Raw genomic sequence first — 25881 nt, forward strand, 5'->3', positions numbered from 1 at the left:
AAGATCGCAACGGTACGCACAACACCAGACATGCCCCTTTCGACTCGCCACCCCCGCCCCCGGTTCCCACCGGCCGGGTGCCGATCACCACCCGGCCCGGGGCGAGAGGTGGGCCGGGCCGGGTGGTGATCGGCGTCCGCGGCCCGCCTCCCGCCCCGGGCCGCGGGTTCTAGCCGGAGACGCTGATCACCCAACGGGCGAGCGGCCAGCCGGGGGGAGTAAACGGTCTATTCTTGGTGACATCGACATTTCGTGCGTACGTACCATGGAGAACTGGGTGTTTTGACGGATCCGGCGGCGAACGACGAGCAGCGACGTGACAGCCCGCCGCTCGACGACGCACGGCCCGAGCAGCTGCACCGCAGCGACCGCACCCTGGTCACCCGGCGGTTCCTGCCCGGCGGCGGGTCCGTCATCGTCAAACAGGCGCTCGGCCCGGACGCCGTCAAGCGCACCGACCACGAGCTGGCCATCCTGCACCGCCTGCGCGGCGCCGAGGGCGTCGCCCAGCTCGCCGACACCCTCGCCGAACGCGGCACCCTGGTCCTGGTCGACCCCGGCGGCACCACCCTGGCCCAGCGTGCCAAGCCGCTGCCGCCGGGCGAGGTCGTCACGATCTCGCTCGACCTGGCGCGTGCCCTGGCGGAGATCCACCGGCGTCACGTCGTACACCGCGACGTCTGCCCGGCCAACGTCGTGCTGCCGCCCGGCGGCGGTGTGTGCCTGGTCGACTTCGAGCTGGCCACCGCGTTCGCGGAGATCAGGCCCGAGTTCACCCACCACAACGAGATCGTCGGCTCGCTGCCGTACCTGGCCCCGGAGCAGACCGGGCGCACCGGGCGCGCCGTCGACCAGCGGGCCGACCTGTACGCCCTCGGCGCCACCATGTACGAGCTCGCCACCGGCGCGCCGCCGTTCGGCACCGGCGATCCGCTGCGGCTCAGCCACGCCCACCTCGCCCGGCGCCCCGTGCCGCCCGCCGAGGCCGACCCGAGGATCCCCGCCGAGCTGTCGGCGGTCATCATGCACCTGCTGGAGAAGGAGCCCGACCTCCGGTACCAGAGCGCCGAAGGCCTCGCCCACGACCTCGCGCTGCTGCGCGACGCCCCGCCCGGCAGCCCGGCCGGGCTGCGGGTCGGCGCCAACGACGTGCCGCTGCGGCTGCTGCCCCAGTCGCGCATCATCGGCCGCGACCCCGAGATCCAGACCCTGGCCACGGCGTTCGCCGACGCGATGAGCGGCCTGGGCCGCGGCCTGCTGGTCAGCGGCGGCGCCGGGGTCGGCAAGACCTCGCTCGTCGACGAGCTGCGCGCCATCGCGTCGGCCGGCGGCGGCTGGTTCGTGTCGGGCAAGTTCGACCCGCACCGCCACGACCGCGAGTACGACGCGGTCAGCCAGGCCACGCGCGCGCTGGGCCGGCTCCTGCTCGCCGAGCCCGAGGAGGAGCTGGTCGAGCTGCGTGCCCGGGTGCTGCGCTCGCTCGGGCACAACGCCGGGCTGATCGCCGCGGTGCTGCCCGAGTTCGCGGCGCTGCTGCGGGTCGAGCCCGACGACTCCGACAGCGGCGACACGATGCAGGCCGCCGCCCGCGTCCAGCGCGCCGGGGTGGACCTGCTCGCCGGGATCGTGTCGCCGAAGCGGCCGCTGGTGATGTTCATCGACGATCTCCAGTGGGCGGCGCGTACGCCGCTGGGCTTCATCGACCTGCTGGTGTCCGAAGGTCCGCCCGACGGTCTGCTGCTGGTCGGGGCATACCGGGAGGACCAGGTCGACGCCACCCACCCCCTGGCGGCGATCACCGCCCGCTGGCGGCGGCTCGGCGTCGAACCGCTGCGCATCCGGCTGGAGAACCTGCCCGCCGCCAGCACCACCGAGCTCGTCGGCGACCTGCTGCACCTCGACCCGCACGACGCCGCCGAGCTGGCCGGGCCCGTCGTGCAGCGCACGCTGGGCAACCCGTACGACACCGTCGAACTGATCAACGCGCTGCGGCGCGACGGCGTGCTGCGCCTCGACGAGGACGGCTGGTCCTGGGACGGACCCGGCCTGGCCCGCTACCTGCGCCAGGCCGACGTCGCCGACCTGTGGACCGCCCGGGTGCGCGCCCTGCCCGACCCCGCCCACCGCGCCGTCGAGATCATGGCCTGCCTCGGCGGCAAGGCCGACCTGACCCTGCTCCAGACCGTCTCCGGCCAGTCCGCCGCCGCGGTCGAGGAGCTGCTCGTCCCCGCCCTCGACGACGGGCTGCTCGTGCTCGAACCCGGCGACCCCGCCGACGTCGTCCGGTTCCGCCACGACCGGGTGCGCCAGGCGATCCTCGACAGCCTGCCCGGCCCGAGACTGGCCCGGCTGCGCCTCGACCTGGCCCGCCGCCTGACCGGACGGCTCGACCCGGACGACGACCCCGGCCTGGCCGAGCTCGCCGCGCAGCAGTACCTGGAGGTCGCCGACCGCATCACCGACCAGCCGGAACGCTGCCGCGCCGCCGGCCTGTTCGCCCGCGCCGCCGAACGGTCCAAGATCCTCAGCAACAACGCCGCCGCCGAGCGCTACCTCGCCGCCGCGATCACCCTGGCCGACCCCGACGACACCGCCCGCCTGATCCGGCTGCACACCGCCCGCCACGCCGCCCTGTACGGCCTCGGCCGCCTCGACGAGGCCGACGAGGTCTACCGCACCGTCGAGCAGCTGTGCGCCGACCCCGCCGACCTGGCCGACGCCGCCCTGGTCCGCGTGCTCAGCCTCACCAACCAGGGCCGGGCCGCGCAGGCCGTCGAGCTCGGCGTGCAGATGCTCGACCGGCTCGGCATCCACGCCCCGCCGCGGGAGCGCATGGACGACCAGATCGAGTCCGACCTCGACCGGCTCGGCCGCTGGCTCGACCACGGCGACGTCGACACCGACCTGGCCAAACCCGAGCCTGCCGACCCGCGGCTGCTGGCCGCCGCCGCGCTCATCAACCGGATGATGGCCCCGGCGTTCTTCAGCGACCAGACCACCATGTGCTGGCTGACCATGCAGGCGCTGCGCTGCTGGGCCAAGCACGGCCCGGTCCCGGCCCTGGTCGGACCCGTCGCGCACACCATGTTCGTCACCGTCGGCCGCCGCGCCGACTACCGCACCGGCCACCGCGCCATGCGCCGCTTCCTCGCCGCCGCGCAGGCCCGCGGCTACGAACCCGACACCTCCCAGGCCCGCTTCCTGTACGCCCTGAGCACCGGCCACTGGTACGAGCCCCTGGAGGACGCCGTCCGCCAGGCGCAACTCGCCCGCGAAGGGCTGCTGCACGGCGGCGACCTGCAAAAAGCCTGCCACACCTACTACGTCACCGTTTACGGCCTGCTCGACTACGCGCCCAGCCTCGACAGCTACCTCACCGAGGTCGACGCCGGCCTCGGGTTCGCCACCCGCACGGGCAACGACCAGTCCACCGACGTGTACCTGCCCTACCGGCGGCTGGCCGCGACCCTGCGCGGCGAGCACGTCGAGGCGTACGCCGACGAGGACGCGCTGCTGGACACCCTGTCCGGCAACATCGTCGCCGCGTCCAACGTGCACGTCACCCGGGCGCTGGCCGCCGCACTGCTCGGCGAGCCCGACGCGCTGCACCGCCACGTCACCGCCGCCGCCGCGCTCATGCACACCAACCCGGCGACGTACCCGGTGGCGGTCACGCAGCTGCTGCGCGCCCTCGACCTCGCCGACAGCATCCCCGCCGCCCCGCCCGCCGCGCGGGCCGGGCTGCTGTCCGACCTGGACGCGTGCACGCGCTGGCTGGCCCAGCGCAGCGCCGACTGCGCCACCAACTTCGAGCACCTGCTGCTGCTCGTACGCGCCGAGAACGCCGCCGCCCGCGGCGACTTCGCCACCGCCGCCCGCGCCTTCGACGCCGCCCGGCGCGAGGCCGCCACCCGGCAGCGGCCCTGGCACCGCGCCCTCATCCTGGAACGCGCCGCCCGGTTCTACCTCGCCCACGACATGCCCACCGCCGGGCGCGACCTGCTCGACGACGCCCGGCACGCCTACCAGGCATGGGGCGCCACCGCGAAGGTCGCCCGCCTGGACCGCGCCTACCCGCCGACCACCCCCGGCCCCGCAGCCCCCACCGAACCGCAGCGGCCCATCCTCACCAGCACCATCGACCTGCTCGGCATCCTTGAGGCGTCGCAGGCGCTCAGCTCCCAGACCACCTTCGACGGCGTACGCGCCCGCGTGGTCGAGGTGCTCAGCGACATGACCGGCGCCACCGCCGTGCACCTGCTGCTGCGCGACGCCGACGGCGAGCACTGGTCCCTGCCCGACCAGCAGCCCGGCGACCGGCCCGCCGCCCCCGCCTCCGTCATCCGGTACGTCGAGCGCACCCGCGAACCGCTGGTCGTCGGCGACGCCGCCCGCGACGACCGGTTCGCCCGCGACCCGTACTTCGCCGGACTGGACACGTGCTCGCTGCTGGCCGTGCCGATCGTCAACCGGGGCGCCTGGCAGGCGCTGCTGCTGCTGGAGAACCACCTGATCCGCGAGGCGTTCTCCGCCGAGCGGCTGGACACCGTGCTGCTCATCGCCGGGCAGCTGGCCGTGTCGCTGGACAACGCCACGGTGCTGGCCTCGCTGGAGCGTACGGTCGCCCAACGCACCGAGGAGCTGACCGCCGCCAACACCCGGCTGGAGCTGCTCAGCACCACCGACGCACTCACCGGGCTGGCCAACCGGCGCCGCTGGGAGCAGCGGCTGGCCGACGCCTGGCACCACGCCGGGCGCACCGGCACGTCACTGGCGCTGGCGATGGTCGACATCGACCACTTCAAGCCGTACAACGACCACTACGGCCACCCGGCGGGCGACGACTGCCTGCAACGGGTCGCCGCCGAGCTGACCCGCAACCTGCGCCCGGCCGACCTGGTCGCCCGCTACGGCGGCGAGGAGTTCGCGGTGCTCATGCCCGGCCTGGGCATCGACCGGGCCCGGCAGGTCGGCGAACGCCTGCGGGGCGCGGTCGCGGCGCTGCGCGAGCCGCACGTGATGGCCGGCGACGGCATCGTGACGGTCAGCGTCGGGGTCGCCTCGATGGTGCCCGGTCCGGGCCGTGACGCCGACGACCTGCTGCGGCTGGCCGACGTCGAGCTGTACCGGGCCAAGCGCAGCGGCCGCAACCAGGTCCGCGCCGCCGCCTGAGGGCGGAATCAGGGCTGCTCGATGCCGCCGGTGGGAGTCGACGACGTCCGCCGTTCAGGCGGACGTCGAGACGAGCCACTGGCGTCGGTGTGACCGGCGCGACGCGCCAGCGCGCCCGACTCGCCTGGACGACGCGGCGCTTCGCCGTAGGCTGACAGGCGTGACCGAGTTCGACGGCCTTCCAGTCCTGCGCTCCCCTGTCGCCATCGCCGCCTTCGAGGGGTGGAACGACGCTGCCGACGCGTCGACCGCCGTGGTGGAACACCTGGAGCAGGTGTGGGATGCCCGCGAGGTGGCCGTGGTCGACCCCGAGGAGTTCTACGACTTCCAGGTGAACCGGCCGCTGATCACGCTGGTCGAGGACGAGCGGCGCATCGAGTGGCCCAGCACCCGCTTCCTGGTGGCCTCGCCGCCGGGGGCCAAGCACGACGTGGTGCTGATCCGCGGCATCGAGCCGAGCCTGCGCTGGCGCACGTTCTGCGGCGAGGTGCTGGAGATCTGCCACAGCCTCGGGGTGGAGCGGCTGGTGCTGCTGGGGGCGCTGCTGGCCGACGTGCCGTACAGCCGGCCGCTGCCGATCAGCGGCACCGTGACCGGCAAGGCGGCGGCCGAGGAGAAGGTCAAGCTGACCCCCACCCGGTACGAGGGCCCGACGGGCATCGTCGGGGTGCTCCAGGAGAACGCCCGCCGCGCCGAGCTGGACGCGATGTCGTTCTGGGTGCACGTGCCGCACTACGCCAGCAACCCGCCGTGCCCGAAGGCGACGCTGGCGCTGCTGCACCGCCTGGAGGAGGTGCTGGACCTGCCGGTGCCCATGGCCGACCTCGCCGAGGAGTCGGCCGAGTGGGAGGACCGGGTCCGCGCCGCCGCCGCCCAGGACGCCGAGCTGGCCGAATACCTGCGCGATCTGGAGGAGCGGGCGGGCGACGCGATCAAGCCGCTGTCCGGCGACGAGATCGCGGTCGAGTTCGAGAAGTACCTGCGCCGCCGGGGCGGCTCCCACGGCCCCACCCACGGCACCTGGTAACCCGCCCTCCCCTCCTCCGACCGGCCGACCGGTCGTCCTTGATCAGCCAAGTTGCCGGGCAGCCGGGCGAAAGACGGTGCAAGATACGCCCGACTGCCCGGCAACTTGGCTGATCTTGGGGGGCGCGACACTGTCGCTAGGCAGTCCTAGGACGCTAGGTATTCGGACATTCGTACGGCATGATCCCTCTCATGACCGAGACGGGCATCGGCGGGATCAATCCGGGCGCGGCGGAGCATCCGCACCGCCAGATCGCCGCCCAGCTGCGCGCGAAGATCAGAAGGGGTGACTGGGCCGCGGGCGAGCAGCTGCCCTCGATCCCCGCCCTGGCCCAGATGTACGGCGTGGCCAAGCAGACCGTGCAGCGCACCATCGACCAGCTCCGCATCGAGGGCCTGCTGATCACCAAGCCGGGCTCCGGCACGTTCGTGCGCGGCACCCGGCGCCGCCTCAACCGGCTGTCGCGCGGCCGCTACGGCACCCAGCGCGGCTACCACGCCGACCTGGCCGCCCGCTACCGCCAGCAGCTCACCGAGGTCGGCCGGGCCGTCCCCCCGGCCGAGGTGGCCGACGCGTTCGGCGTCCCCGACAGCACCGAGCTGGTGGTGCGCCGCCACCTCGTGCGCACCCAGGAGGCCACGGTGGAGGTGGGCGCCTCGTGGCTGCGCCCGACCGACGCCGCGGGCAGCGGGCTGGAGCGGTTCGAGTCGTTCGGCCGCCCGCTGTACCAGGAGGTCGAGGAGGTGACCGGGCGCCGCTACACCACCGCGACCGACACCATCACCGCCCGGCTGCCCACCCGCGAGGAGGCCGAGGTGCTCCAGATCCGCCCCGACACGCCGGTGCTGCACCTGCTGCACGTCGCGTACGACGCCGACCACCGCCCCATCGAGGTGGCCCAGGCGACCTGGCCGGGACCGATGACGACACTCACGGAGGACTACCGGGTGCCCGCGCCACGCCCGGACGCGGACCTCGATGGCGACCCGGATCCGGGCCTGGTGCTGGGCTGATCCCTTAATGTCGGGTGGCCGACACTTTTTCTCCTGCGCGCGAGCGCACCGGTCGCGAGGATGGAACGCATGACCCTTCGCCGAGACGTCGCCGCAGGTAAGCGCGGCGCCGCGGAGCGGCCGGGAGGCACCGGCCGCAAATCCCCGCAGGCGTTCGTCGCCACGCTGGGCGCCCTGGTCGTGGTCGTGATCGGACTGGCGCTGCTGGCCATCCTGGTCGTCGGGATCGCCGACGGTGTCGCCTCGACCGGCGTGCTGCTGCTCGGAGCGCTGTGCCTGGGCGTGTTCGCGCTGGCCGCGCGCCTCGGGTACGTCGCGTTGCAGCTGCGCCGCGAGGCCGCCGCCCCGCCGGCCCGGCCCGCCGCGCCCCGCCGGCCCGCACCGGCGCAGCCGCCCCGCCCGGCCGGGCGCACCCGCCCGCAGCCGCGTCCGCGCGCCTGACCGGTCCCACCGGCCGCGACGGGACAGCGGACGGTGCGCGCATGGTGCACCATTCGAGCCGTGCAGATCTTCCCGCTGCCGCGCACACGGCGGGTCACGCCGCGCCTGCGGGGCCGTCGCCGCGCGCTCATCGCTTTCTGGATGCTGCTGTTCATCTGCACGCTGATGGTCACGGACATCATCGCGCACGGCCCCGAGCAGGACAACCTCGCCGGGTTGGGCTGGCTGTGGTTCTGTGGGGCGAAGGCGATGGAGCTCGTGCGCGGCGTCCACGTGGGCGACGGCTTCCTGGTCGTCGGGACCGGGATGCGGCTGCGGCGGGTCGCACTCGCCCAGATAACGGGGTTCACGCTGCGTGCGGCGGCCGGGTCCGAGATCCTCTGGATCGACCTGGCCGACGGCCGACAGGTCGAGACGCCCGTCGTCGTGGCCGCCGACGCGGTGGCCCACCGGGACGACCTGATCCCGATGCGGCGGTTCACGCTGCTGCGCCTGGTCGAGGAGCTGGAAGGGCTGCGGCAGGCGGCCATCGCCCGAACGGCCGGCTGAGCGGGCCGCGACGGGGCGGCGCGGGTGGCCCGCGCCGTACACAATGGCCGCGTGTGGCAGCCATTCGACAGAGACAGCCAGCGGCTCACCCCGTTCAGCCGTTCCGGCCTCATCTACCCGGTCCTAGGGTTGATGGGGGTGTTCCTGATCGTCGCGGGTGAGCGGGTCGGCCTGCTCTCCTTGCTCATCATGATCGCCGGGACCATCCGCTTCCTGCGCACCGGGATCTTCGCCTCCGCCGCGAAGCTGCGGGTCGGCGGCGGGGCAACGTTCACGGTGCGCTGGAACGAGGTGGCCGGGTTCGCCGTACGCCGCGACGAGCGCAAACCCAGGACCCTCTGGGTGGACCTCACCGACGGCAGGCGCTACCCGACGCCGGTCGGACTCGACAAGGACAAGCACCTCATCGTGATGAGCCAGCCGCAGCTCGACGCCCTGATCGCGAATCTGGAGTTCCGGCGCGCCGCCGCCACCGGCCAGGTCCCGACCAATACAGCCGCCTGACCGCGAGACCGGGCCGCCGAGGGGGCAGCGGGACGGGCGCGGGCCGCGCACAATCGTGGCCATGCTCTACTTCGGCCGTCCCGGACTGCGGCGCCTGACCCCGGAAGCACGCGGTCACAGCACCGTGATCACCTCCCTTTTCGGGGCTGTCGTGCTCCTGTCGGTCGTGGCCTTCATCGGCGGGCTGGTTACCGGACACAATCCGAGCGGGTTCCTCCACACGCCGTTTCTCGTCGGCATGCTGGTGCTCGTCGTGACCCAGCTCAGGCGGGGTGTGTTCGTCGAAGGCGGCTCGATCGTGGTCAGCGACGGGTTCCGGTTCCAGCGGTTCGCCTCCACCGAGATCGAGGCGGTGGTCCTGCGGCCCGACGAGCAGGGTGAGCGGCTCTGGATCGACCTGTCCGGCGGGCGGCGCTTCGAGACGCCGGTGGTGGTCGCCGAGCGGCAGGGCGGCATCCGCAGGGACATCGGCATGACCCGGCCGAACGTGAAAGCGCTGATCACGTGGCTGGAGCAGCACCGGGAGGCCGCCCGCACCGGCCGGCCCCTCCCCTAGCCCCACCCAGCCCCGGACCGCGCGGTGGCGGTGGCTGGCGGTGCAGTTTCGGGGAAAGTGCTGGAATCTTGGCCTCGATTCGTGCAGTTTCCCCGAAACTGCACGAACCCTGAGCGGCAGCGGCAGCGCCGTCCGGTGACGGCGGGTGGGGAAGGGCACCTTCTTCCACGTGATGCGGTAAGAAGGTGCCCTTCCTCACCCGGTCAGAGTGCGAGGCCGAGGAGGGCGTCGAGGGTCCGCGCCATCAGCGCGGGCGCGTCGCGGTCGGTGCCCGCGCCGGCGAGGGTGTCGTCGGCCCAGGCGTCGATGAGGGCCAGCGCCCCCGGGGTGTCCAGGTCGTCGGTGAGCTTGTTGCGCACCCCGGCGAGGAACTCCGCCCCGGACGGCCCGGCGGGGGCCTGCGCGGCCCGGCGCCAGCGGGCCAGGCGGGCCTCGGCGGTCTTGAACAGCTCGTCGGTCCAGGACCGGTCGGCCCGGTAGTGGTCGGTGACCAGCGCCAGCCGTACGGCCATCGGGTCGACGTTGTCCGAGCGCAGGCGGGAGACGAAGACGAGGTTGCCCCGCGACTTGCTCATCTTCTCGCCTTCCAGGCCGATCATGCCCGCGTGCACGTAGTGCGCCGCGAAGGGGGCCCGGCCGGTGAGCACCTCGGCGTGGGCGGCCGAGCACTCGTGGTGCGGGAAGAGCAGGTCGTTGCCGCCGCCCTGCACGTCGATGGTGTCGCCGAGCAGGCCGAGGGCGATGACGGCGCACTCGATGTGCCAGCCGGGGCGCCCGGCGCCGAGCAGGCCGCCCTCCCAGGACGGCTCGCCGGGGCGGGTGCCGCGCCACAGCAGCGGGTCGAGGGGGTCGCGCTTGCCGGGGCGGCCGGGGTCGCCGCCGCGCTCGGCCGCGAAGACGAGCATCTGCTCGCGGGACAGGTTCGACTCGTACCCGAAGCGGGGTGCGGCGCTGATGTCGAAGTAGACGTCGCCGGTGCCGTCGTCCAGACGGTACGCGGCACCGGTCTCCAGCAGCGACACGACGCGTTCGACGATGGCCGGGATCGACTCGACGGCGCCGACGTAGCGGGCGGGCGGGATGATCCGCAGCGCCTCCATGTCCTCGCGGAACAGGGCGGTCTCGCGCATGGCCAGGACCTTCCAGTCCTCGCCGTCGCGGTTGGCCCGTTCCAGCAGCGGGTCGTCGATGTCGGTGACGTTCTGGACGTAGGTGACCTCGTGGCCGGCGTCACGCCACAGCCGGTTCACCAGGTCGAACGTGATCATGGTGGCGGCATGGCCCAGATGCGTCGCGTCGTAGGGGGTGATGCCGCAGACGTACATGGTCGCGTGCCCGCCGGCGGGGCGGCTGGGGTGCGCGCCCTGGCGGGCGGAGTCGAAGAGAACGAGGGGCTGACCGGCGCCGGGTAGGCGTGGGACGTCGAGTCCGGACCACGATTCCATGTCCGCCAGCCTAACCAGCATTCTGCCGAGAGCGGATCTAGCCTCGAGGGGTTACCCGCTTGCCCGCGCGTGACGCTAGGGTCGAGGCATGACCCATCAGGTGTACGCGTTCGAGCCGCCGGAGCGGTTCGTGGCAGGCACAGTGGGTTCGCCCGGTGAGCGCACGTTCTTCCTCCAGGCGCGTGGCGGGGGCCGCCTGATCAGCGTCGCACTGGAGAAGATGCAGGTGGCGCTGCTGGCGGAGAAGCTTGAAGAGCTGCTCACCGAGGCACATCACCGCTTCGGGGCGGACCTGCCCGGCACCGAGCTGCCTGCGGACAACGATCCGCTGGACGCGCCGGTCGACGAGGAGTTCCGGGTCGGCACGCTGGGGCTGGCCTTCGACGTCGAGTCCAGTACGGTGGTGATCGAGGCGATCGCGGCCGAGGAGGCCGAGTTCGAGGCCGAGACCGACACCGGTGACGAAGCCGACGCCGAGGACGCGCCGGAGATCTCCGACGACCTGGACCGGTTGCGGGTGCGGCTCACGCCGCAGGAGGTGCGCAACTTCATCGACCGCGCCAAGCGGGTCGTGGCGGCAGGGCGGCCGCCGTGCCCGCTGTGCGGCCAGCCGCTGGACCCGGCCGGGCACCTGTGCCCCCGGCACAACGGCTACCACCGAAGGTGAAACCGTAGGTGGTCATGTAACGGCCACCGAAGGTAAAAGGCAGGCAGAGCAGCCGAGGAGGTCGGGCCATCCCTCCCGTAGACGACAAGACCGAGCTCGGGCGCCTGCTGCGCGATGCCGACATGGAGATCGAAGGCCGGTTGGTCGAGGCCTCCAACACCACCCTGCGCGTGATCCTGACCGCCGACGGGCACACCTTCCGGGCGGTCTACAAGCCGGTGCGCGGCGAGCGGCCGCTGTGGGACTTCCCACACGGCACCCTGGCCGCGCGGGAGGTCGCGGCGTACGCGGTGAGCGATGCGCTGGGCTGGGACATCGTGCCGACCACGGTGATGCGCGACGGGCCGCTCGGCCCCGGCTCGTGCCAGCTGTGGCTGGACGAGGTGACCGAGCCGCCGGTGGACTTCGTCCCCGCCGACGAGCTGCCGCGGGGCTGGCTGCCGATCGCGGCCGCCGAGGACGACGCGGGGCGGCCGTACCTGCTGGCGCACGCCGACGACCCGGGCCTGGCCCGGATGGCCGTGTTCGACGCGATCGTCAACAACGCCGACCGCAAGGGCGGGCACGTGCTGGCGACCCCGGACCGACGGCTGTACGGCGTCGACCACGGCATCTGCTTCCACACCGAGGACAAGCTGCGCACCGTGCTGTGGGGGTTCGCGGGCCGGGCCCTGGCGCCGGACGTGGCCGTGGCGCTGCGCGGCTTCGACGCGGGCATCCTGTCCGACCTGCTGGCCGCGGCCGAGGTCGAGGCGTTGCAGACCCGGGTGAAGCACCTGGTCGCGGACGGGACGCTGCCGCAGCCGCCGGACGACCGGCACGCCATCCCGTGGCCGCCGATCTGAGGGCTACTTCACCCGGCGGTGGTCGGTGACCACGATCGCGCTGTACTCCGGGTGGCGCTCCAGCCATCCGGCCAGGAACGGGCAGACCGGCACGACGGTGCGGCCCGCCGCGCGGGCGTCGTCCATGACCCGGCGGGCGATGGCGCCGCCGACGCCCTGGCCCTCGTGGTCGGGGAACACCTCGGTGTGCGTGAACGCGATGATGTTGCCGGTGACCTGGTAGGTCATGATCCCGGCGAGGGCGTCGCCGTCGCGTGCCTCGTACCGCCCCTTGGCCGGCGCGTCTGCCACCTCGATCGTCACAGCCACCATCCTAGTACGGGCCCACCCCGGCGCCGCGGTGGTGGATCGGACCGTCGACCTCGGACAGCACCGCGCCGGAGCCGCCCCACCGGTTGGCCACGATCTCGGCGGCGATGCTGACGGCGGTCTCCTCCGGGGTGCGCGCGCCCAGGTCCAGCCCGATCGGCGAGCGCAGCCGCCCCAGCTCGGCGTCGGTGAGCCCGGCCAGCCGCAGCCGGGCCAGCCGGTCGTCGTGGGTGCGCCGCGAGCCCATCGCCCCGACGTACGCCACGGGCAGCCGCAGTGCCACCTCCAGCAGCGGCACGTCGAACTTCGGATCGTGGGTGAGCACGCACAGCACCGTCCGCTCGTCGACGAGCCCGAGGCCGGCCTGCTCGGCCAGGTAGCGGTGCGGCCACTGCACCACCACCTCGTCGGCGGCCGGAAAGCGCCGGGCGGTGGCGAACACGGGCCGGGCGTCGCAGACGGTGACCCGGAACCCCAGGAACGATCCGATCCGGGCCACCGCGGCGGCGAAGTCGATCGCCCCGAACACGATCATGCGGGCGGCCGGGGCGTACGACGCCACGAACAGGGTCAGCTCGTCGCCGCGCCGCTGCCCGTCGGCGCCGTAGCGCAGCGTGCCGGTGCGCCCGGCGGCGAGCATGCCCCGGGCGTCGTCGGCCACGGCCGCGTCCAGGCGCGGCGACCCGAACGACCCGGCGGTCCGGTCGGCCCACACGATCAGCCGCCGCCCGAACCGCTCGTGGTCGGCGGGCTCGACGCAGGTCGCCACGGCCACCGGCTGCCCCGCCCGGATCGCGGCGACGACCGCGCCGAGCTCGGGAAACGTCTGCCGTGACACCCGTTCCACGAACACGTCGACGATGCCGCCGCAGGTCAGGCCGACCGCGAACGCGTCGTCGTCGCTGACGCCGTAGCGCTGAAGCAGCGGCAGCCCGTCCGGGTCGACGGCCAGCTCGTAGACGGCCGCCTCGACGCAGCCGCCGGAGACGCTCCCGGTGACCTCGCCGTCGGGGGCGACCAGCATCGCCGCGCCCGGCTGGCGCGGCGCCGAGAGCCAGGTGCGCACGACCGTGGCCAGCCCGACCGTCGCGCCCTCGGCCCACCAGCGGTGCAGCTCGTCGAGCACGTCACGCATCGCGGTCCCGCGGGACGGCCGGGTCCAGGTCGGCGGGCGAGTCGATGTCGGTGCCGTCGGCGACGTCGTCGCAGGGCACCTCCTCCACCAGCTGGGTGACCAGGTACGGCCGGGCGCCGACGTCGCCGACGGCCAGTCGCCCCGCCCCGTCCCAGTGGTCGCGTCCGAGCAGCACCGGGTGCCCGCCCTCACCGCCGTAGGTGGCCACCCGCAGGGTCTGCGCGCGGGCCCCGGCCGCGACGCGGCGCACCGCCTGCGGGGTGATCCCGGGCGTGTCCACCAGCAGCACCACCACCGCCTGCACCTCCTCCGGCAGCGCGGCCAGCCCCGTACGCAGCGACGAGCCCAGGCCGGTGGCCCAGTCCTCGTTGACCACCACCTGCGCGTCGGGCAGCGGCGGCACCTCGTCGGCGCCCGCGCCGAGCACCACCACGACCGGGTCGCAGCCGCCCTCGCGCAGCGTCCGCAGCGCCCGCCGCACCAGCGGCTCGCCGTCGGGCAGCCGCGCCAGCGCCTTGGGCATGCCGTAGCGCCGCCCCTGCCCGGCGGCCAGCAGCAGCCCCGCCGGGCTCACCGGCCGTCCTCCTGCCAGGTCTTGGCCAGGCGGGCCAGGCCGTCGGGGGTGAGCGCGCCGTGGACGCGCAGCCGGGCCATGCCGCCGTCGGGGTAGACGTCGAGCAGCACCTCGTCGACGGGTGCCGCGATCGCGGGCCGGAACCGGTGCCGGGTGTCGGGCTGCAACCGGGTACGCGGCAGCAGCTGCTCGCCGTCCGGGCCGGTGAGCGCGGCCCAGCCCGGGGCGTTGCCCTTGAAGTGCGAGGTGTCCAGCTCGATCAGGGCAGGCACGCCGGGGGCGGCCAGCCGGACCCGTACCCAGTCGTTGCCGCCGTCGCGGCGGCGCCGGGTCTCCCAGCCGTCGCCCATGGTCGCGGCCAGGCCGGGCAGCAGCAGGTTGCCGGGCGAGCCGTAGAAGCGGTCGGAGCAGTCGAGCACGCGGCCGCCGTACTCGGCCGCGGCCAGGTCGAACACGTCGGGCAGCAGGTCGGGGTCGATCGCGGGCTCGCCGTAGACGCGCAGCCGGGCCACGCCGCCGTCGGGGAAGATGCTCAGCCGCACGTGCGAGGCCCGGCGCGGCGAGTCCACCGGGAACCGGTTGCGGGTGTCGCCCTGCAACGGCGAGCGCTCCACCAGCGGGAACCAGTCGGCCCCGGCCAGCTCGCCCGGCGACGGATAGCCGGCGAGCAGGCAGCCGTCGACGGCCGCCTCGGGCGGGTAGTTGCCGGTGAAGTGCGCGGTGTCGACGACGACGCCCCGGACGGCCCCGGGGGTGCCGAGCCGGACGATCGCGTGGTCGTGGCCGGGTTCGCGGCGGCGGCGGGTCTCCCAGCCGTCGTACACCTGGCCCTTGGCGCCGAAGGTGCGCGGGGTGAACCCCGGCGCCCACGGGTTGATCAGGTTGTCGCGCTCGGCGAAGAACTCGTCGTTGGCGGCCACGACGCTGCCGCCGAGCGCCCGCGAGGCCAGGTCCAGCGATTCCTCGAACATCATGGGCGCTCCAGCAGTCGGCCGAACGGTTCCGCGCCGGCCAGGCGGCCGCGCAGCCAGGTGTCGCGGACCACCCCGCGCAGCCGCCGCCCCTGGTACGGCGAGACCGGGTGCCGGTGCAGCAGCGCCGCGGCGTCCACGGTGAACTCCGCCTCCGGGTCGAACGCGACCAGGTCGGCGTCGGCGCCGACCGCGATGCGGCCCTTGCCGGGCAGGCCGACCAGGTCGGCGGGGGCCTGCGCCATCCAGCCGACGACCTGCGCCAGCGGCACCGCCCGGGTCACCGCCGCGGTCCAGACCACGGGCAGGCTGAGCTGCACCGACGCGATGCCGCCCCAGGCGGTGGCGAAGTCGCCTGCCTTCAGCTCGGGCGGGCACGGCGAGTGGTCGGACACGACCGCGTCGATGACGCCGTCACGCAGCCCCTGCCACAGGGCGTCCTGGTGGGCGCCGTCGCGCACGGGCGGGCAGCACTTGAACTCGGTGGCGCCGTCGGGCACCTGGTCGGCCCGCAGGGTGAGGTAGTGCGGGCAGGTCTCGGCGGTGACGCGTACGCCGTCGGCCTTGGCCTTGGCGATCTCGGCGACGGCCTCGGCGGCGGCCAGGTGCAGGATGTGCACCCGGGCGCCGGTGCGCCGGGCCAGGCCGATCGCGGTGGCCACGGCCGACGCCTCGGCCTGCGGCGGGCGGCTGGCGACGAAGTCGGTGAAGTGCGCGGCGTGCGCGGGCGTACGCACCAGCGCCGGGTCCTCGGCGTGCAGCACGAACAGCGCGTCGACGGCGCGCAGCGCCTGCTCCAGCCCGGCCGGGTCCAGCGGCGGGAACTCCGGCACCCCGGAGTCGATGAGGAACGCCTTGAACCCGAAGACGCCCTGGGCATGCAGGCGCGGCAGCTCGGCGGCGTTGCCGGGCACGGCGCCGCCCCAGAAGCCGACGTCGACGTAGCACTGCTCGGCCGCCGCCGCGCGCTTGACCGCCAGCGCCGCCGGGTCGACCGTCGGCGGGATGCTGTTGAGCGGCATGTCGACGATCGTGGTGACGCCCCCGGCGGCCGCGGCGCGGGTGGCGGTGTCGAAGCCCTCCCACTGGGTGCGGCCCGGCTCGTTGACGTGCACGTGCGTGTCGACCAGGCCGGGCAGCAGTGCGCACTCCCCCAGGTCGATGACGTCGGGGCCGGTCAGCGCCCCGTGCCCGGCGACGGAGGCGATCCGCCCGCCGCTGACGGCGACGTCGGCGGGCCGCTCGCCCTCCGGCGTGAACACCCGGTACGACCGGAAGATCATGTCAGTCACAGCGCGTCCAGGGTGGCGGGGTCGAGGTCGAGCTCGGCCGGGTCGAGGGCGCCGCAGTGCAGGCCGCGGCGCAGGAAGGCGGCGAGCATGCGGGCGGTGGCGGGCTCGTCGAGGTAGCCGCCGTCGCGGCGGTCCAGGTAGTCGCGCAGGCGCCGGGCGGCCAGGGGCGCGCCGTCGCGGAAGAAGGCGTACGCCGTGCCGAAGCGCGTGGCCAGCTGCGCCGGATGCAGGTCCCAGCCCTGGTAGAAGCCGCGTTCCAGGCCCCGGCGCACCAGCGCGGCGTGCACGGCCCAGGCGGCGTGCACGGCGGCGGTGTCCCCGACGGGCAGGATGTTGGTGGAGCCGTCGGACAGCCGTACCCCCGTGCCCGCCGCCGCCACCTGCATCACCGCCTTGGCGTGGTCGGCCGCCGGATGGTCGGCCGCCTGGTGCCCGGGGGCGATGCCCAGCGCGGCGGAGTAGTCGTACGTGCCGTAGTGCAGGCCCGTGCACCGCCCGCCGCTCGCGTGGATCATCCGGGCCAGCGGGACCGTCCCGTCGGCGGCCAGCACCGCCTGCGGCAGCTCGATCTGGAGCTCGAAGCGCAGCTGTCCCGCCATCGGCTCCAGCCTGCGGCACAGCGCCGCCATCGCCTCGACCTGCGCCACCGAGCTCACCTTCGGCAGCGTCACCACGAACCCGGGCGGGATGGTGCCGAGGGAGTCCAGGAACCGGTCCAGGGTGCGCACCGCCCGCGCCCGGGTCGGCGCCTCCAGGCTCTTGATCCGGATGCCGGTGAACGGCGCCGGCCGGGTCGCCACGTACGCGGCCATCGCGCGGGCGTGGGCGTCCTCGGTCTCGTCCTCGCGCACCCCGTAGCCGTCCTCGAAGTCGATGCGCAGGTCCTCGACCGGTTCGGTGGACAGCTTGCGGCCCACCCGCTCGCGCAGCTCCTCCGGGTACGGCAGCCCGTGCTCGGCGACCGCGGCCAGCGCCTGGGCGCCCCAGCGCGGCACCAGGTCCGCGCGCACCCGGTCGGCGGGGACGTAGACGGTGTGCAGCGGCTGGCGGGTGGCCGGCTCGCCGGGATAGTGCTGCCGCCACTGGGCGTCGTCGGCGGCCAGGCGCCGGTCGAGGTCGGCGTACGCCGAGCCGGTGAGCATCAGTCGATCAGCTCCCCGGCGGGCAGGGTCAGGAACGGGGTGAACTCGTCGGCCAGCGCGACCTGCTCGAACAGGCCCCGGGCGACCGCGTACTCGGGGCCCAGCTCCAGCATCTCGGCCTCGATCAGCTCCTGGAGCAGCGCGCGGGTGACCCGCTCGCCGGACTCCAGCACCACCTCGTGTCGCAGCCACTGCCACAGCTGCGACCGGGAGATCTCCGCGGTGGCCGCGTCCTCCATCAGGTTGTTGATCGCCGCCGCGCCGTTGCCGCCCAGCCAGGCCGCCAGGTAGCGGATGCCGACGTCGATGTTGGCCCGCACCCCGGCCCGGGTGACGTGACCGGGCACCGTGCTCACGTCGAGCAGGTCGCCGGGGCCGACCACGACGTCCGGGCGCTGCCGCGCGAGCTGGTTCGGGGCGCCGTGCAGGGCCTTCTCGAACACCTCCAGGCACACCGGGACCAGGTCGGGGTGGGCCACCCAGGAGCCGTCGAAGCCGTCCGCAGCCTCGCGCTCCTTGTCCTGGCGGACCTTGGCCAGGGCGTTGGCGGTCACGTTCGGGTCGCGGCGGTTCGGGATGAAGGCGGCCATGCCGCCGATCGCGTACGCCCCGCGCCGGTGGCACGTCTTGACCAGCAGCTGCGCGTACGCCCGCAGGAACGGCGCCGCCATCGTCACCGAGTTGCGGTCGGGCAGCACGTACCGCGGGTGCTCGCGGAACTTCTTGATCAGGCTGAACAGGTAGTCCCAGCGTCCGGCGTTCAGGCCGCTGGCGTGGTCGCGCAGCTCGTAGAGGATCTCGTCCATCTCGAACGCGGCCGTGATCGTCTCGATCAGCACGGTGGCCCGGATGCTGCCGTACGGGATGCCCAGCAGCTCCTGCGCGGCCGTGAACACGTCCTGCCACAGCCGCGCCTCCTCGCTGCTCTCCAGCTTCGGCAGGTAGAAGTACGGCCCGCTGCCCCGGCGCAGCAGCTCGGCGGCGTTGTGGAAGAAGTGGAGGCCGAAGTCGACCAGGGCGGCGGCGCCGGGGGCGCCGTCGACGGGCAGGTGCCGCTCGTCCAGGTGCCAGCCGCGCGGGCGCACCACGATCGTCGGCAGCGGGCCGGGGTGCAGGGCGTACAGCTTGTCGCCCTGCTGGAGGCTGATGGTGCGGCGGACGGCCTCGTACAGGCTCTGCTGGCCGCCGACGACGTTGGCCCAGTGCGGGGTGTTGGCGTCCTCCAGGTCGGCCAGCCACACCTTGGCGCCGGAGTTGAGCGCGTTGATCGTCATCTTCCGGTCGGTCGGGCCGGTGATCTCCACCCGCCGGTCGACCAGGTCGGCCGGGGCCGGGGCCACGGTCCAGTCGGCCTCGCGGATCCACGCCGTGTCGGGGCGCAGGTCCAGCCGCCCGCTGCGGCTGATCTCCTTCTGCCGGGCCTGCCGGGCCGCGAGCAGCTCGTCGCGCCGGGGCCGGAACCTCCGCTGGAGTTCGGCGACGAACTCGACCGCGTCGGGGCTCAGGATGTCGGTCACTCAGACTCCCACGATGTGTTCGGGGCGCACCGGCACCCGGGTCAGCGCGGCGCCGGTGGCGGCGCGGATGGCGGCCACGATCGCGGGCGTGGACGAGATCGTCGGCGGTTCCCCCACCCCGCGCAGGCCGTACGGGCTGTGCGGGTCGGCCAGCTCCAGGATGTCGAGCTGCATCGGCGGCATGTCCATGATCGTAGGAAGCAGGTAGTCGGTGAAGGACGGATTGCGCACCATTCCGTCGACGACCTGGATCTCCTCCATCAGCGCCAGCCCCAGCCCCTGCGCCGTCCCGCCCTGGATCTGCCCGGCCACGGCCTGCGGGTTCACCGCTTTGCCCACGTCCTGGGCCGTGACGATCTCCACCACCTTGACCAGGCCGAGTTCGACGTCGACGTCGACGGTGGCGCGGTGGGCGGCGAAGGCGTACTGGACGTGGGCGTCGCCCTGGCCCGTCCGCGGGTCGAGCGGGTGGGTGGGCCGGTGGCGCCACTCCACCGTCTCCTCGACCGGCCCCTCCGCCAGCGCCAGCACCAGCTCCTCAGGCGTGAGGAAGGGTGAGGGCGCCCTTCCGCACCGCTCCAGCAGGCGGGTGCGCAGGGCGATGCAGGCGGCGCGGACGGCACCGCCGGTCATGTACGTCTGGCGCGAGGCCGACGACGAGCCCGCGCTGCCCACGTTCGTGTCGGCGGGCGCGATGGTCACCTGGTCCACCCCGAGCTCGGTGCGCACGATCTGCGCCTGCACGGTGACCAGCCCCTGGCCGACCTCGGCGGCGGCCGTGTGCACCAGCGCCGCCGGACGCCCGCCGACCAGCTCCAGCCGCACCCGGGCGGTGGCGAAGTCGTCGAACCCCTCCGAGAAGCACACGTTCTTGATGCCGATGCCGTAACCGACCCCGCGCACCACGCCCTCGCCCCGGGTGGTGTTGGCGGTGCCGCCGGGGCGGAAGTCGGCCTCGGCCGGGGCGGGCGCCCGGTCCCGGACCAGCCGCAGCAGCTCGGCGACCGGGGCGGGACCCTCCACGACCTGCCCGGTCGGCATCCGGTCGCCGGTGGTGAGCGCGTTGCGCACCCGCACCTCGACCGGGTCCAGCCCGACCGCCTCGGCGAGGCGGTCCATCTGCGACTCGTACGCGAAGCACGCCTGGACGGCGCCGAAGCCGCGCATCGCCCCGCAGGGCGGGTTGTTCGTGTACAGCCCGTAGGCGTCCATCACCACGTTCGGCACGTCGTAGGGGCCGATGCCGAGGGTGGCGGCGTTGGCGACGACCGCACCGGTGCTGGAGGCGTACGCGCCCCCGTCGAGCACGATGCTCGCCTTCACGTAGACCAGGCGGCCGTCGCGGTCGGCGCCGTGCTCGTAGCGCAGCCGGGCGGGGTGGCGGTGCACGTGGCCGAAGAACGACTCTTCCCGGCCGTACACCATCTTCACCGGACGCCCGGTCCGCAGCGCCAGCAGGCACGCGTGCACCTGCATGGACAGGTCCTCGCGCGCGCCGAAGGCGCCGCCGACCCCGGCCAGGGTGAGCCGCACCTTCTCGGGTGGCAGGCCCAGGCATGCCGCGACCTGCTGCTGGTCGACGTGCAGCCACTGGGTGGCGATGTACAGGTCGACGCCGCCGTCCTCGGCGGGCACCGCGAGCCCGGACTCCGGGCCCAGGAACGCCTGGTCCTGCATGCCGACCCGGTACTCGCCGGTGACCACCACCGCGGCGGTCGCGGCCGGGTCGCCCTTGCGGATCGGCACGTGCCGCAGCAGGTTCGGCCGGTCGGCGTGGACGCGGTCGGACGCGGGGTCCAGCGCGGCGTCGGGGTCGGTGACGGGGGTGAGCACCTCGTAGTCGGCCCTGATCAGGGACGCGGCGCGGCGGGCGGTCTCGGGGTGGTCGGCGGCCACGATCGCGACCGGCTCGCCCTGGTAGCGCACCTCGGTGCCGGCCAGGACGGGCTGGTCGGCGTGCTCCAGGCCGTACACCCGGCGTCCCGGCACGTCCTGCGCCGTGAGCACGGCATAGACCCCCGGCAGCGCGACCGCCGCGGTCAGGTCCAGGTTCACGAGCTTCGCGCGGGGGTACGGGCTGCGCAGCGTCGCGCCCCACAGCATGTCGTCGGCCCACAGATCCGACGAGAACGCGAACTCGCCACTGACCTTCAGCCGCCCGTCCGGCCGCTGCGGACTGCTCCCCACCCCGCCGCCGACCCGCGTGTCCAGCCCGCTCGGCCGCACCGCCACCCGCGTCCCGGTGCCCGGCCCGCCGAGATCTTGTGCGTTCTCCGTCGCCCCAGCAGCAGAAGACGCACAAGATCTGGTCGGCTCTATGCGCCCGGTCACCGGGGCACCTCCGTGGTCAGGCGGCGGCTGACGTGGGCCAGTTCGCGGGCGAGGATGTGCTCGTCGGCATTGGTCAGCCGGCCCGCGCGCACGACGGTCGCGCCGCCGACCAGCAGCGCCTCCAGCGGTGCGGGCGGCCCGAGCACCAGCGCGGCCACCGGGTCGGCGATGCCCGCGTGCCCCAGCCCGTCCAGCCGCCACAGCGCGATGTCGGCCAGCTTCCCGGCCTCCAGCGACCCCAGCTCCCGCTCCCGCCCCAGGCACCGCGCCCCGCCCATCGTCCCCAGCGCCAGCGCCTCGCGCGCCGTCAGCGCGACCGCGGCCACACCGCCGTCGGGGTCGGTCAGGGCGGCCCGCAGCCGGGCCGAGAACAGGGCCTGGCGCAGCTCGGGGCCGAGCGCGCCCGCCTCCTGCGAGGCGGCGCCGTCGACGCCCAGGCCCACCGGCGCCCCGGCGTCGAGCAGCGCCCGCACCGGGGCGATGCCCGCGCCGAGCCGGGCGTTGGAGCTGGGGCAGTGCGCGATCCCGGTGCCGGTGGCGCCGAGCCGGGCGATCGCGGCCGGGTCCAGGTGCACCCCGTGCGCCAGCCAGACGTCGCCGCCCAGCCAGCCGAGCTTCTCGGCGTACTCGACCGGGGTGCAGCCGAAGCGGTCGCGGCAGAACCGCTCCTCCTCCAGCGTCTCGGCCAGGTGCGTGTGCAGGCGTACGCCGTGGGCGCGGGCCAGCGCGGCGCCCTCGCGCATCAGCTCAGGCGTCACCGAGAACGGCGAGCACGGCGCCACCGCCACCCGCACCATGGCCGACGGGGACGGGTCGTGATGGCGCTCGATCGCCTCGGCGGTCGCGGCCAGCGCCGCGTCGGTCGACTCCACCACGTGGTCGGGCGGCAGCCCGCCGTCCTTGGCGCCCAGGTCCATCGAGCCCCGGCAGGCGTGCAGCCGGATCCCGATCCCGGCCGCCGCCCTGACCTGCGTCCCGATCAGGTCACCGGAGCCGCGCGGGAAGACGTAGTGGTGGTCGGCGGCGGTGGTGCAGCCCGACAGTGCGAGCCAGCCCAGCCCGGCGGCGGTGGTGGCGTGCACCAGCTCGTCGTCCAGCCGCGCCCAGGTCGGGTACAGCTCGACCAGCCAGCCGAACAGGTCGCGCTGCTGCGCCAGCCCCCGGGTGGCCCACTGGTACAGGTGGTGGTGGGTGTTGACCAGCCCCGGCGTGGCCAGGCAGCCCCGCCCGTCGACCACCTCGTCGACGGGCCCGACGTAGCCGCCCGCCCCGACCTCGGCGATCCGGGCGCCCTCGATCAGCACATGTCCGCGCCGGTGCTCGGTGCCGTCGGCGTCGACGGTCGCGATCGCGCAGTCGGCGATCAGCACGCGCCCGCTCATGCGGCGTCACCGGCGGCGAGCCGTACCGCTTCCATGATCTTCTCGTAGCCGGTGCAGCGGCACAGGTTGCCCGCCAGCGCCTCGCGGATCTGCGGGTCGGTCGGGTGCGGGTTGCGGGCCAGCAGGTCGTCCACCGCCACGATCAGGCCCGGCGTGCAGAAGCCGCACTGCACCGCACCGGCTGCCAGGAACGCCCGCTGCACCGGCCCCGGCTCGGCGTCCGGGCCGCCGCTCAGGCCCTCGACGGTGACGACCTCGCGGCCCACCGCCTGACCGGCCGCGACCAGGCACGCGCACACCGCGACCCCGTCCAGGTACACCGTGCACGAGCCGCATTCGCCCTGCTCGCAGGCGTTCTTGCTGCCCGGCAGGCCGAGCCGCTCGCGCAGCACGTAGAGCAGGCTCTCGCCCTCCCACACGTCGTCGGCGGTGCGGGGCACCCCGTTGACTGTCGCCGTCACGCGCACAGTTCCTCCCAGGCCCAGGTCAGCGTGCGCCGGGCCAGCACCGACAGGCCGTGCCTGCGGTAGGCGGCGGTGCCGCGTACGTCGTCGATGGGGGCGGCCGCGGCCGCGACCAGCTCGCCGAAGCGGCGGGCCAGGTCCGGGTCGAGCGGGCCGGGGCCGTCCCAGAGCAGGTGCGCGGCGGCGAACTCCTCCGCCGCGGGGGCGCGGCGCGGGGTCGGCGCGGCCGAGCCGATCCCGGTGCCGACCGCGCGCCGCCCCGGGTGCAGGGCCAGCGCGAACGAGCCGACCGCGATCACCATCGCGTTGCGGGTGCCGATCTTGGCGAACTGCTCGGGTCCGTCGGCGGGCGGCACCAGCACCGCCGCGATCAGCTCGTCGGGGGCGAGCACGCTGCGCTTGGGGCCGGTGAAGAAGTCGGCCACCGGCACCTCGCGGGTGCCGCGCACCGAGGCGAGCTCGACCGTCGCCCCGGCGGCCAGCAGCGGCGGGTGGCCGTCCCCGGCGGGCGAGGCCGAACCGAGGTTGCCGCCGAGGGTGCCCCGGTTGCGGATCTGCGGCGAGCCGACCGTGCGCGACGCGGCGGCCAGCCCCGGCAGCTGCCCGCCCAGCTCCTCGATGATCCTGGTGTACGTGACCCCGGCACCGACCCGCAGCACCGCGCCGTCGCGGTCCCACGCCGACAGCTCCGGCACCCGGGTCAGGTCCAGCAGCAGCGGCGGGCGGCGGCGGTGGAAGTTGAGCTCCACCATCACGTCGGTGCCCCCGGCCACCGGCACCGCATCGGTGCGCTCGGCCTTGGCCGCCAGCGCGTCCGCCCACGTCAGCGGAGTGAGGAAGTCCATCACGATCGCCCGGCCCAATCCCAGGCCAATCCTGGCCCGTCCGCGCCCTCGCGTGCCACCGTCGCCTCGATCAGCCCGTACGGCCGGTCGGCGGCGACGTACACCTCGCCCGGGTTGTCCAGCCCGAACGGGGCCAGGTCGACCAGGAAGTGGTGCCGGTTCGGCAGCGACAGCCGCACCTCGGCCACCTGCGGCACCGCGTCGAGCACCCGCTCGCCCATCGCGTACAGCGTCTGCTGGAGTGAGCGGCTGTAGGTCTGGGTGAACGCGTCGACCAGCGCGGCGTGGGCCGCGTCGTACGCGCCGTCCCAGCCGGTGCCCAGGTCGGCGAAGCGCCAGCGGGCGTCCACGGCGGTGGCCAGGATCCGGTCGGCCGCCTCCGGCAGCGTGGTGTACCGGTCGCGGGCGAACCCCCGGAACTCCGAGCCGGTGGTGTTCAGCAGCACCAGGCCGGTCAGCCCGCCGACCACCCAGGCCCCCGCCGCCGACGCGGTCACCACGGCCAGCCGGGTCTCGTCGCCGCGCCGGGCGAACGAATGCTCGCCCAGCCGCTGCCACGGATGCCGCTGCACGGTCACCCGGGCCTGCTCGACCGCGCCGCCGCCGCTGACGAAGTGCCGGGCCAGGTCCAGCCCGAACTCCTCGATCGTGGCGACGCCGTGGCGGGCCAGGGCGTACACGGTGTTCTTCTGCGTGTCGGTCGGCAGCACGTCGGTGTTGTCGCCGGTCAGATGCGTGGCCGCCAGCCGGCCCGCGAGCGCGGTGCTGACGGTCAGGTCGGTGAGCCGGTGGTGCGGGCCGTCGCGGTCCACCCGCACCAGGCGGCATTCGGCCTTGCCGTAGCTGTTGGCACCCAGGACCGCCATCAGGACCCCCGGTAGGTGGTGTAGCCGAACTTGCTCAGCAGCAGCGGCAGGTGCAGGTGCCGGACGGTGTCGGCGACGTCGAAGACGATGGTGACCTCGGGGAAGAAGCTGCCCAGGCCCTGGTACGCGGCGACGTCGAAGCGCAGCCCGTAGCGGCCGGGCAGCCACTGTTCGGCGGGCACCCAGTCGCGCAGCCGCCCGTCGGCGTCGGTGGTGCCCGTGGCGACGGTGCTCCAGCCGTACTGCCCCAGCCGCTGCAACGTCACCGGCACGTCGGCCGCGGGCTCCCCCCGGCAGGTGTCCAGCACATGCGTCGACAGGCTCATGAGCTCATCAACTTCCGCAGGCGGTTGACGGTGATCGCGGTGAGCTCACGGCGTACGACCTCGCGCTCGGTCGCCGCGTCGTGCCCCAGCCGGGCCCGTGCCGCCGCGAGCATCTGGTCCGCGGAGCGCCCGCTGGCGAAGATCAGGAAGACGTGGCCGAACCGCTCCTCGTACGCCCGGTTCGCCGCGACCAGCGCCTGCGCCGTCGCCGCGTCGGCACCGGCCGCGCCCGCCTGCTCGCGCCGCGACCAGGCCGCCTCCCGGCTGTCGCCGCCCGCCCGCTCGCCGATGCGCGGATGCGCCGCCAGCGCCCGCTCCAGCTGCGGCCAGCCGAGCCGGTCCAGCACCATCTCGGCCGCCGCCACCAGCGCGTCCGCGTCCGCGTACGGCCGCCCGGCCGCCACCGCCGCCGCCCACGCGGGGCTGGCGCAGCAGGCGAGCAGTTCCGCCTCCGCCTGTGGCGCCGGCAGCTCGTTGAAAGCGGCTGTCGACATGCACTGAGTCAACT

General features: G+C 74.4%; 24 protein-coding genes. 9 read left to right on the forward strand and 15 right to left on the reverse strand.

Annotation, left to right across the window (positions count from 1 at the left end; genetic code table 11):
* The first annotated feature begins 282 nt into the window (after positions 1–282).
* The 7 genes from Cs7R123_RS09630 to Cs7R123_RS09660 all read left to right on the forward strand — a co-directional run bounded on the left by Cs7R123_RS09630 (position 283) and on the right by Cs7R123_RS09660 (position 9262).
* Positions 283–5172 carry a diguanylate cyclase domain-containing protein gene (locus tag Cs7R123_RS09630; protein ID WP_212825280.1) on the forward strand — a complete coding sequence of 1630 codons (4890 nt, stop codon included), beginning with the start codon at positions 283–285 and terminating at the stop codon, positions 5170–5172.
* A gap of 160 nt (positions 5173–5332) precedes the next feature.
* A complete protein-coding gene (locus tag Cs7R123_RS09635; RefSeq protein ID WP_212825283.1) occupies positions 5333–6199 on the forward strand; it encodes a PAC2 family protein in 867 nt (288 codons plus the stop codon).
* 191 nt (positions 6200–6390) lie between these two features.
* Positions 6391–7212, forward strand: a complete 822-nt coding sequence (locus tag Cs7R123_RS09640; protein ID WP_212825285.1) for a GntR family transcriptional regulator — start codon at positions 6391–6393, stop codon at positions 7210–7212.
* 69 nt (positions 7213–7281) lie between these two features.
* Positions 7282–7653: a hypothetical protein gene (locus Cs7R123_RS09645; RefSeq protein ID WP_212825286.1), complete on the forward strand. Its 372-nt coding sequence runs from the start codon at positions 7282–7284 to the stop codon at positions 7651–7653.
* Positions 7654–7713: 60 nt separating this feature from the next.
* Positions 7714–8202, forward strand: coding sequence for a hypothetical protein (locus tag Cs7R123_RS09650; protein ID WP_212825288.1), 489 nt, complete (start codon positions 7714–7716; stop codon positions 8200–8202).
* 51 nt (positions 8203–8253) lie between these two features.
* Positions 8254–8706 carry a hypothetical protein gene (locus Cs7R123_RS09655; protein ID WP_212825290.1) on the forward strand — a complete coding sequence of 151 codons (453 nt, stop codon included), beginning with the start codon at positions 8254–8256 and terminating at the stop codon, positions 8704–8706.
* A 61-nt stretch (positions 8707–8767) separates the two neighbouring features.
* Positions 8768–9262, forward strand: a complete 495-nt coding sequence (locus tag Cs7R123_RS09660) for a hypothetical protein (RefSeq protein ID WP_212825292.1) — start codon at positions 8768–8770, stop codon at positions 9260–9262.
* 203 nt (positions 9263–9465) lie between these two features.
* Here Cs7R123_RS09660 and mshC read toward each other — a convergent pair whose 3' ends face one another.
* On the reverse strand, positions 9466–10707 hold the full coding sequence (mshC, locus tag Cs7R123_RS09665; protein WP_212825294.1) for a cysteine--1-D-myo-inosityl 2-amino-2-deoxy-alpha-D-glucopyranoside ligase: 1242 nt from the start codon (positions 10705–10707) through the stop codon (positions 9466–9468).
* An 88-nt stretch (positions 10708–10795) separates the two neighbouring features.
* Between mshC and Cs7R123_RS09670 the strand changes: the two genes are divergently transcribed.
* Both Cs7R123_RS09670 and Cs7R123_RS09675 read left to right on the forward strand, forming a co-directional pair.
* Positions 10796–11374 (forward strand): DUF3090 domain-containing protein, encoded by a 579-nt coding sequence (locus Cs7R123_RS09670; RefSeq protein ID WP_212825296.1) that lies wholly within the window; start codon positions 10796–10798, stop codon positions 11372–11374.
* A 122-nt stretch (positions 11375–11496) separates the two neighbouring features.
* On the forward strand, positions 11497–12219 hold the full coding sequence (locus Cs7R123_RS09675; RefSeq protein WP_212825298.1) for an SCO1664 family protein: 723 nt from the start codon (positions 11497–11499) through the stop codon (positions 12217–12219).
* Positions 12220–12222: 3 nt separating this feature from the next.
* Here Cs7R123_RS09675 and Cs7R123_RS09680 read toward each other — a convergent pair whose 3' ends face one another.
* The 14 genes from Cs7R123_RS09680 to uraD are packed head-to-tail and all read right to left on the reverse strand — an operon-like array spanning position 12223 to position 25867.
* Positions 12223–12531, reverse strand: a complete 309-nt coding sequence (locus tag Cs7R123_RS09680) for a GNAT family N-acetyltransferase (protein ID WP_212825300.1) — start codon at positions 12529–12531, stop codon at positions 12223–12225.
* 1 nt (position 12532) lies between these two features.
* The gene (locus Cs7R123_RS09685; RefSeq protein WP_212825302.1) at positions 12533–13663 is read right to left on the reverse strand and encodes an XdhC/CoxI family protein; all 1131 of its coding nucleotides are present in this window, start codon (positions 13661–13663) and stop codon (positions 12533–12535) included.
* Entirely contained in the window at positions 13656–14237 is a 582-nt protein-coding gene (locus tag Cs7R123_RS09690; protein ID WP_212825304.1) for an NTP transferase domain-containing protein, read from the reverse strand. Before Cs7R123_RS09690 ends, Cs7R123_RS09685 begins: the two co-directional genes overlap by 8 nt.
* A complete protein-coding gene (gene alc / locus Cs7R123_RS09695) occupies positions 14234–15211 on the reverse strand; it encodes an allantoicase (protein ID WP_244871728.1) in 978 nt (325 codons plus the stop codon). Before alc ends, Cs7R123_RS09690 begins: the two co-directional genes overlap by 4 nt.
* A complete protein-coding gene (gene allB, locus Cs7R123_RS09700) occupies positions 15208–16491 on the reverse strand; it encodes an allantoinase AllB (RefSeq protein WP_244871980.1) in 1284 nt (427 codons plus the stop codon). Before allB ends, alc begins: the two co-directional genes overlap by 4 nt.
* A gap of 5 nt (positions 16492–16496) precedes the next feature.
* Entirely contained in the window at positions 16497–17642 is a 1146-nt protein-coding gene (locus tag Cs7R123_RS09705; protein WP_244871729.1) for an HpcH/HpaI aldolase/citrate lyase family protein, read from the reverse strand.
* Complete coding sequence (gene aceB, locus Cs7R123_RS09710; RefSeq protein WP_212825308.1) at positions 17642–19159, reverse strand: malate synthase A; 1518 nt, start codon at positions 19157–19159, stop codon at positions 17642–17644. The genes Cs7R123_RS09705 and aceB overlap by 1 nt, the downstream gene beginning before the upstream one ends.
* Positions 19160–21490 carry a xanthine dehydrogenase subunit D gene (gene pucD, locus Cs7R123_RS09715; protein ID WP_244871730.1) on the reverse strand — a complete coding sequence of 777 codons (2331 nt, stop codon included), beginning with the start codon at positions 21488–21490 and terminating at the stop codon, positions 19160–19162.
* On the reverse strand, positions 21487–22872 hold the full coding sequence (locus Cs7R123_RS09720; protein WP_212825310.1) for an 8-oxoguanine deaminase: 1386 nt from the start codon (positions 22870–22872) through the stop codon (positions 21487–21489). Before Cs7R123_RS09720 ends, pucD begins: the two co-directional genes overlap by 4 nt.
* Complete coding sequence (locus Cs7R123_RS09725; protein ID WP_244871731.1) at positions 22869–23333, reverse strand: (2Fe-2S)-binding protein; 465 nt, start codon at positions 23331–23333, stop codon at positions 22869–22871. The genes Cs7R123_RS09720 and Cs7R123_RS09725 overlap by 4 nt, the downstream gene beginning before the upstream one ends.
* Positions 23330–24181 (reverse strand): xanthine dehydrogenase family protein subunit M, encoded by an 852-nt coding sequence (locus Cs7R123_RS09730; protein WP_212825314.1) that lies wholly within the window; start codon positions 24179–24181, stop codon positions 23330–23332. The genes Cs7R123_RS09725 and Cs7R123_RS09730 overlap by 4 nt, the downstream gene beginning before the upstream one ends.
* Entirely contained in the window at positions 24181–25047 is an 867-nt protein-coding gene (pucL, locus tag Cs7R123_RS09735; protein WP_244871732.1) for a factor-independent urate hydroxylase, read from the reverse strand. The genes Cs7R123_RS09730 and pucL overlap by 1 nt, the downstream gene beginning before the upstream one ends.
* Positions 25047–25373, reverse strand: a complete 327-nt coding sequence (uraH, locus tag Cs7R123_RS09740; RefSeq protein ID WP_212825316.1) for a hydroxyisourate hydrolase — start codon at positions 25371–25373, stop codon at positions 25047–25049. Before uraH ends, pucL begins: the two co-directional genes overlap by 1 nt.
* On the reverse strand, positions 25370–25867 hold the full coding sequence (uraD, locus tag Cs7R123_RS09745) for a 2-oxo-4-hydroxy-4-carboxy-5-ureidoimidazoline decarboxylase (protein WP_212825318.1): 498 nt from the start codon (positions 25865–25867) through the stop codon (positions 25370–25372). Before uraD ends, uraH begins: the two co-directional genes overlap by 4 nt.
* Positions 25868–25881 lie beyond the last annotated feature (14 nt).

The organism is Catellatospora sp. TT07R-123 (genome assembly GCF_018327705.1).
In the GTDB taxonomy this organism is placed as follows: Bacteria; Actinomycetota; Actinomycetes; order Mycobacteriales; family Micromonosporaceae; genus Catellatospora.